The following is a 9,259-nucleotide window of genomic DNA, read 5'->3' as shown; positions in this document are numbered from 1 at the left end:
TAAGGGACTTCCAAAAATTTAATTCTCCATATTGTGGAATGGGCATCCTTGCCCGTTCAAACTATGGGCGGGCAAGGATGCCCACCCCACAAGAAATTTTTGAGTATTTTTTTATTTGGAAGTCCCTAAGATACGCTTCACTCTAAGTCTTCTAAGAGAGAATCTAGTTCGCTATCGGTTAATTCAACTAAATTAAAATCGCTACTAGTATAACAAGATGCTGGATTAACTAAATAGGCGCCCAAATTACGCAAGTAATTTTCTGCCAAGTTTTTTATGGTTTGGGCGCCATGTATATTTTTGCTGTAAGACCAGTCAACGAATAAACGTTCATCTTGAATACGAGCGTTTACAGCTAGAAGATGGGGACGTTCCTGTTTACCAAACATTCCTGAACCTGTAGGAACATTGCTGAGACTAAAAAGATTGTTGCTATTTTGGTTATCAATTTGTCCCAGATAGTTGAAACTGATTTGCGGTTTATGTAAATTTGCTAGTGTTTCACGTGTAATTTGATTCTTGTTTAAGTAACGGAGTAATCCATAACTTATACCATGATGGGGAATAGCGCGAATTTGGTTTTTAACTTCCTTAAGGTAGTTCTCTAACTGATTTTCTTGGGGTTTTTGCAAAACAACAGGATAAAGCGAGGTAAACCATCCGACTGTTTTTGTAATATCTAACTCGCTTCCTAAATCTTCTCGCCCATGTCCTTCTAAGTCAATCAGTATATTAGATTCGTGGTTTTCTGTAAAGGTTTTGAGTAATGCTGCTAGCAAAATTTCTTGTACACCAGCATGGTAAGCTACAGTTGCTTCTAAAAGAAGAGATGAGGTTTCTTGGGCTGAGAGTTGCGAAGATTCTATTACTAAGCTTTCGACTGTGTTGGCGCCATTACCGATATTATCTAAAGGTAAAGTTGTTGGATATGATTGTGTTTGCCAAAATTGAAGGTCTTTTTCAATTATTGGCGAATTTGCTAGTTTTTCTAAGCTTGTTGTCCATTGTCTGTAAGATGAACTTTTGGCTGGGAGTGAAATAAATTTGCCTTTCTCAGCTTGATGGTAAGCTTGGTTTAAATCTTCAAAGATTATTCGCCAAGATACTCCATCGATTATTAGGTGATGAGCAAAGAATATTATCACATCGCCATGTTCTTCTAGATTTTTGGCGTAAACAACTCTTAGTAAGGGGGAATTGTTTAGATTTATTAAGGCTTGTTCTTGTTCTGCAATATCAGCTAAGACTTTTTCTTGTTCACTCTTGCAGTAGCTACTAAAGTCCTCGATACGTAATTTAATCGGGGCTGAATCGGTATATGATTGTTGCCATATGCCGTCAGGAGCTTCATATCTTAATCGAAAAGCATCGTGATGAGCTACTACAGTTTCTAAAGCAGTTGCAAAAACGTTAATGTCCAATAATTGGTTAGTACTTACAGCTACTATTTGGTTCCATTGGTGAGAGTGTGGTAAGTTTCGCTCAAAGAACCAATGTTGAATAGGGGCAAGAGGTACTTTTCCTGAGTTAGCTGAGTCAACTTCTATTGATGAAGTACGCAATGCTTTAGCTCTCGCTGCTAAAGAAGCTAGGGTTTTAGTTTCAAAGATGTCTTTTGGACTTATATCTAACCCAGCTTCGCGCGCGCGGGAGACAATTTGCAAGGTAATTATCGAGTCGCCACCCATCTCAAAAAAGTTATCATTTGGGTTTACTGTTTCTATACCCAGTACTTCAGCCCAAATTTTGCACAGTATCTTTTCTGTTTCACTGGCTGCTACTGTTGATAATTGTACAGTTGGTATTTCAGGCGCCTTCAGTGCTTTGCGGTCGATTTTTCCATTTGGAGTTAAACTCCATTCTTTGACAAATACTATTGCACTTGGGAGCATATAGGACGGAAGCACTTGAGATAAATCATCAAGTAGTGAGTGAGAAGTTACCTCTACTGTTGATGTTATAACGTATGCTACGAGTCGCGGGCGCCCAGGTGTATCTTCTCGTAATAGTACCACAGCAGAGTTTACGGCTGGATTTTTTACTAAAGCAGCTTCGATTTCGCCTAGTTCGATACGATACCCATGCAATTTAACTCGGTTATCTTGCCGACCCAGAAAATAAATATGACCATTGGAATCGTAAACACCAGTGTCTCCGGTGCGGTAAAGCCGTGTTCCAGGTTCTTTGGCAAAAGGATGAGGAATAAAAGCAGACGCTGTTAACTCAGGTCGATTTAAATAACCGCGCGCTAAACCAATTGCATCGATATAAATTTCTCCTGGTATACCTGGTGGCACTGGTTGAAAATACTCATTAAGCAGGTATATTTTGCTATTTTTCATACCCTGCCCAATACTTGGTTCACCAATTAAATTAGAACAATCCATCATACTCGCGCAGACGGTTGCTTCTGTTGGCCCATAAGCGTTAAAAACTCGACATTGTTTACCCCAGCGTCTTAAAATGTTACCAGAAGCAGCTTCTCCTGCCACAATTAAAGTTTCTAATGTTGGCAGTTCCTCTGGTTTGATTGTTGCTAGTACGGATGGCACCAGGGTTAAATGGGTAATTTTCCATGCGGTTAAAGTAGACCAAAGTTCTGAACCTGGAAAACGGTTGGATGCAGGCGCCATATATAAAGTTGCACCGCTGCCTAATGCCATAAAAATCTCTGAAACTGCCGCATCAAAGTTAAGCGAGGCAAACTGGTAAATTCGACTTTGTTTTGTGACACCAAAAGTTGTTGTTTGAGCTTCAACAAGGTTTTGAACTCCCGCATGGGTTACGAGAACACCTTTGGGTTTTCCTGTAGAACCGGAGGTGTAAATTACGTATGCCAAATGGGATGAGTTGATATTCAGGTTTAGGCGCCGGGAAGTATTATGTTGTGTCCAGTCAATTTCTGATAAGCTAATAACTTGATGCGATTCATGGTTATGTTTAAAGGCAATAGCTTCTGTAGCTAAAATTAAACTAACTTGACTATCCTCTAAAATAACTTGCAAACGTTCTTCAGGATGTGCAATGTCTAATGGGAGAAATGCTCCTCCAGCTTTTAGTACAGCCAATAAGGCAACGATAAAATCAATTGAGGGTTCAAAGTATAACCCTACTAAAGATTCATAACTAACACCTTTTGATTTCAAGATATTCGCAAGTATGTTAGATTTACGCTCTAATTCCCCATAAGTAATAGAATTGGCGCCAAAAACTAAGGCAGTTGCATTTGGGTCTAAATCTGCTTGTCGTTCAAATAATTGATGAGCCGCATGAAAATCTTTCCAATTAAACTCAGAGGGGTCGGGGGAGAGGTTCTCAACCAACGCTATTTCTCCTAATAGAACCTCTGGATTTTTAGCTAGTTCTAACAAGAGATATTGCAAGCGTTGCAGCATCGTTTTTGCTGCTTCGTCAGATAATAACTGTGTTTCGTAATTGAGCTTTAATAACAGCCCAGTATCGGGAATAAAAGCAACAGTTAGAGGGTAATTAGTTTTTTCATGAAACTCGATATGCGAAACTTCAATTCCCTTACCCTGATTTTTTAATGACTGGTCAGTAGGATAATTTTCAAACACTAAAATACTTTCAAACAAAGATTCTCCAGCCGGAAATTCAATGCTATCACGAATATCTGTGAGCTTGCTGTATTGATACTCTTGCATTTGAACCTGACGCTGTTGAATTTCTTCTAGCCAGTCTTTTACAGTTACACTTGGATTTAAAGATATTCGCATGGGAAGAGTATTGATGAATAACCCTATCATGTTTTCTACCCCAACTATTTCTGGTATACGACCAGAAACAGTGGCGCCAAATAATACATCATTGCACTCGTTTCGGGCGGCGCCATATTTTTGTAAAAGTAGTGCCCATGCTGCTTGTGCTAAAGTGTTGAGTGTAAGCCGATGATTTTGAGCCATGTTGAGCAAGTTGGCAAAGTCTTCATCACTCAAACGTAATTCTATCGCTTCATAATCATTTTTATTATGAGTTGAGGTTTCAATATTTTCTTGTGGTTTCCATGATATTAAGGTAGGTTCCGAAATACCTGCTAACTGAGAACGCCAAAATTCTTCTGCATCTTCATAGTTACGCTCTGCCAACCATTGAATATACGCGCGGTAAGGTATAATTGGGGAAAGATTATGCTGAACACCCTGAAGTTGGGAGTGGTAAATTTCTAGCACTTCTTTAAAAATTATCGAAATAGACCAACCATCCAGAAGTATATGATGGTGACTCCAAATCCATTGCCAATTATATTCATCCAAACGGATGATGACAAAACGCATTAATAAAGCTTTACCCAGATCAAAACCCTGTTTACGGTCACTAGCTAAATATGAGTCTAATTGAGCTAGTTGTTCTGCTTGTGATAAATGGCGCCAGTCTTTTTCTAAAATAGTAAACTCGACAGAATTATTGACAACTTGAATTGGTACTTCTTGTTCCCAAACAAATGCACTACGGAGAATTTGGTGTCTATCTACAACGCTTTGCCAAGCGACAGCAAAAGCTGAAGTATCTAATTGACCTGTAATTTTACCTGTTACTTGCTCAAAATAAACACTATCATCTGGAGCATATACAGAGTGGAAAAGCATTCCCTCCTGTAATGGCGAAAGAGGATAGATATCTTCTAAGTTGGGATATTGTGTCTGTAACTGTGAAAGGCGAGATTGATTCAAGCATACTAACGGAAAATCTGACTCTGTATATGTTCCTACACCTGGTTGGGTACAATGTGCCAGAATTTCTAGTAAATTTTGACGGAACTCAACACTCCACTTAACAATTGTCTCTTCCAGATGTAAATTAGTGCTGTACAACCAATCAACACGTAACTGTCCTTCAACGACAATACAAATAATATCAATTAAATGTGGTCTTAATCCATTGGGGTCGTGTGAGGGTTGGGTATCTTCGTTTAACAAATTAAAGAAATTATTATCCCCGGTTTGGTTACGAACTTGACCCAAGTAATTAAAACTGATATCAGCAGGAGAGTGAACTAGTTCTGTATTACTGTCTTGTAGATATCTTAAAATTCCATAACCTAAACCATGCTGAGGTACTGAACGAGCTTGTTCTTTAACACTTGTAATTAAGTTTTGGGTACTTAAGCTATCAACAGTACTAGATGGTAAATTAAGACATAAAGGATACAGCGTTGTAAACCATCCAATAGTGCGAGTAATATCTAATTCGCTTGATATATCTTCCCTGCCGTGCCCCTCCATGATGATTTTAACTTTATTATCTGTGGTAATTTTACTGATAGTTTTGGCAACAGCAGCTAGTAATAATTCTTGGGGTTGAGTGTGGTAAGCTTTGTTGGCTTTGGTAAGTAATATATCTGTTTCTACTTGGGTCAAAAATACTGAACTAGTTTTGACCGAAGACTCGATATTTTGCAATTGAAGTGTTGGATTAGAAAAATCTAATGGTAATTTAGATTGGCTCGATTCGAGCATATTTAGCCAAAACTGCTTTTCTGACTCAATTGCTGGGGATTTGGCGATTGAATTAAGAAACTCGCTCCAATGCTTAAAAGATGAAGTTCGTTGTGAAAGTATAACAGGTTTACCCGCACTAATATAACTCATGGCGCCTGCTATATCTTCAAGTAAAATGCGCCAAGAAACACCGTCAATAATTAGGTGATGGAAAACGATGAAAAGTTGATCTGGATATTTGCCGATTTTACCTTTAAATAATGCTGCACGGGCAAGGGGACCATTATTTAAGTCTAGAGATTGTTGTAAACGCGCGCAAGTTTCTTTAATCGTCGCGTTTTGCTGTATCTCATCTAAAAGTGTTAAATCAACAATTTCAAAACCAAAAGCTGACTCGTTCTCATTATAAAACTGGTGCCATACCCCTTCTTCTTGGTAAAAGCGTACTCGGAAAATATCGTGATGTGCGACGACGGTGTTTAGAGCTTGTTGAATAATTTGTGAGTCAAAGAATTTATTAACTTGTAAAAGTACTGCTTGATTCCAATGGTGAGGATTTGGTATATTTAGTTCAAAAAACCAATTTTGAATTGGACTTAGAGGTGCTTCTCCTACAGCTTTTTCAATACTTGTCACTTCTGATTGTAACTGTTTGGCGGCGCCTGCAAGTTCTCTAACAGTCTGTAGTCTAAAAATATCCTTTGGACTTAGCATCAAATTTTGGCGCCGTAATTCTGCTACTACCTTTAAAGCCAAAATCGAATCACCACCAAGTTCAAAGAAATTATCTTCCACACTAACAGCATCAATGCCTAACACAGTTTCCCATACTTGGCAGATAACTTTTTCAGCAGGTGTTTGTGGTAAAACTAAAAGCCGTTGAGTAGTAAAATCACTCCAATCTTGGGCAAGTAAAGCTGCACGGTTAATCTTACCTTGGTTCGTCAGCGGTATTACATCTAGAAAAAGAAACGCTGACGGTATCATATATTCAGGCAAATGCTGTTTGAGAACATTTCGTAAATAACTGCGTTCTACAAACTTATTACTAGCGACAATATAAGCCACAAGACGTTTATCTGCTTCATCACCATGTGTTAATACAACAGCTTCTGTTACTTCTGGAATCGAAACCAAAGCAGATTCTATCTCACCAAGCTCAATCCGAAAACCACGCACTTTTACTTGATGGTCACTGCGTCCCAAATACTCTATATCTCCATTCGGTAAACGTCGGGCAATATCGCCAGTACGATAAATTCTAGCTCCGGTGCTGCTATATGGGTCAGGAATAAAACGTTGGGCTGTAAGTTCTGGACGGTTAAGGTACCCTCTAGATACACCCATCCCACCAACATAAATTTCACCAGGGGCGCCCAAGGGAGTTGGTTGAAGTGATTCATCTAAAATGTATAGTGATAAATCAGGGATAGGTACACCAATAACGCTGCCCCGATTTTGCTGAATATCTAAAAGTGTGATGGGACGGTAAGTAACATGTACGGTTGTTTCTGTAATGCCGTACATATTAATTAACCTTGGTTGCTCGTCTCCGTAACGTTCAAACCAAGGACGTAAACTTTGTAGTTCTAAAGCTTCTCCACCAAAAATTACTACTCGTAACCCTAAAAAGTTATCGGTTTCTTGGTCTGCACGAATAAGTTGACGAAAAGCAGAAGGTGTTTGATTAAGAACTGTAACGCCTTCTTGGTACAAAAGTTCGCGGAATTCGGCAGTCGAACGACTCTCCAAATAATCGACAACAACTAACTTACCTCCATAAAGTAAGGCGCCCCAAATTTCCCATACAGAAAAATCAAAAGCAAAAGAGTGGAAAAGTGTCCAAACATCATTCTCGTTAAAATTAAACCAAGATTCTGTAGAACGCATCAATCGGGTAACGTTGCTGTGAGTGACCACACAACCCTTGGGTTTTCCTGTAGAACCACTGGTATAAATAATATATGCCGCCTGCGAAGAATGTAGAGACGTTACATGTAACGTCTCTACATGGTTTTGGGCTGTATCTTTTATATCTTCTAATGTCACCACTTGCTGGCTAGTAGTATTCACAGAAGAGAGCAAAGCTTTTTCTGTCAGCAGTATAGAAATACCGCTATCTTCTAAGATAAAGTTTATTCGTTCGCTGGGATATGCCGGGTCAAGAGGTACATAAGTTCCGCCTGCTTTTAAAACAGCGAGTAATGAGACAATTAGCTCATGGCTGCGATTTAGAAAAATACCTACACGTATTTCTTTCCCAACACCCTGTTCTCGTAGAAAATATGCTAGTTGGTTTGAGCGTTCGTCAAGTTCAAAGTATGTTAATTCTTGGTCTTGATATTTAACTGCAATTGCATCACTGTAAGTATGGGCAGTTTTGGCGAATAAAGAAACTATATTTTCATTTGCTGTTTGCTCATTGATAGGCGCCGTTGCAACTCCCTTAGATATAAGTTCCTGACGTTCGTTTTCGTCTAATAAAGGTAAAGTATTTATACCAACATTTGGGTCAGCCACTGCTGAGGCAAGCAGTTGACAATAATGCTTAAGTATGAATTGCGCTGTTTGTGGTGTAAATAAATCAGTATTATATTCTAGTATCGCTGACCAATTGCTTCCAGATGGCTCAAGCATTAAAGTTAAATCAAATTTGGCGCCACCGTTATCAAGAAATATAGGATTTACAGTCAGTCCAGATAACTGAATAGAATCTAAAGGTGCATTTTGGAGGGCAAATAGCGTTTGAAAAATAGGAGAACGACTAGGGTCACGTTTAGCTTCGAGTTGCTCAACAAGCGTTTCAAAAGGTACATCTTGATGAGCATATGCTTCTAAACAAGTTTTGCGAACGCGACGCAATAACTCACGTAAAGAAGGGTTTCCTTCCATGTCTCCCCGCAATGCTAATGTGTTGACAAAGAAACCAATCAAATTATCAAGTTCGCTTTGTCTACGGTTAGCAATGGGACTGCCAACAATAATGTCAGTTTGACCAGAATAACGAAACAGTAAAACTTGGAATAAAGCCAACGCTACCATGAAAAAAGTGGCGCCTTCAGACCTGGCGAGTTCTTCTAAAGATTGATAAACTTTATGAGGTATTTGTGTGCGTACCGTAGCTCCATTCCAAGTTTGCTGTATAGGACGGGAATAGTCCAAAGGTAAATTTAAAGCTGGAGGTAAATCAGCCAGTTGGGTTTTCCAATATTCAAATTGATTTTTAATTTCTGGTTCCTGTAGCCAATTTTCTTGCCATTCCGCATAATCACCATATTGTATTGGTAGCTCTGGTAAAGAAATTTCGGCGCCGCTTATATACGCATTGTAACAAAGGCAAAGCTCCTTGAAAAACACTCCCAAAGACCAACCATCACTGATAATGTGATGCATATTCACGAACAAAATATGTTCTTGAGGTTGAATTTTATACAATATTGCTCGAATTAAAGAACCTTTAACGAGATTAAAAGGTTTGCGAGACTCTGTAACTAGTTCCGATTCAGATTCTAGTATTTTAGACTCTAAAGTAAACTCGATTTCTGGGTAGATAATTTGTACTGGCTCACCATCTTCTGTAGCAAAACTTGTCCGCAGAATTTCGTGGCGCCTGATAATTGTTTGAAAAGCGTTTTCGAGAGCTAGTTGATTAAGTTCGCCATGTAAGCGTAAAGCAATGGGAATATTAAAAGCATTATTATCAGGATTGATAATTTCTTGATACCAAAGTCTTTTTTGTGAGCGAGAAAGAGGTAATATATAGACTTCCATAATTTATTTAAATGAGTTATTATTTACTA

Annotated in this window: 1 protein-coding gene; it reads right to left on the bottom strand. The window is 38.7% G+C overall.

All coding sequences use genetic code 11. From position 1 onward, the window contains the following. Positions 1-137 precede the first annotated feature (137 nt). Positions 138-9,230 carry a non-ribosomal peptide synthetase gene (locus DSM106972_RS46770; RefSeq protein ID WP_127087120.1) on the bottom strand — a complete coding sequence of 3,031 codons (9,093 nt, stop codon included), beginning with the start codon at positions 9,228-9,230 and terminating at the stop codon, positions 138-140. Positions 9,231-9,259 lie beyond the last annotated feature (29 nt).

This window comes from Dulcicalothrix desertica PCC 7102 (assembly GCF_003991905.1).
Lineage (GTDB): Bacteria > Cyanobacteriota > Cyanobacteriia > Cyanobacteriales > Nostocaceae > Dulcicalothrix > Dulcicalothrix desertica.
The sequence above is the reverse complement of the archived record's forward strand: the minus strand, read 5'-3'. Positions and strand labels throughout refer to the sequence as shown.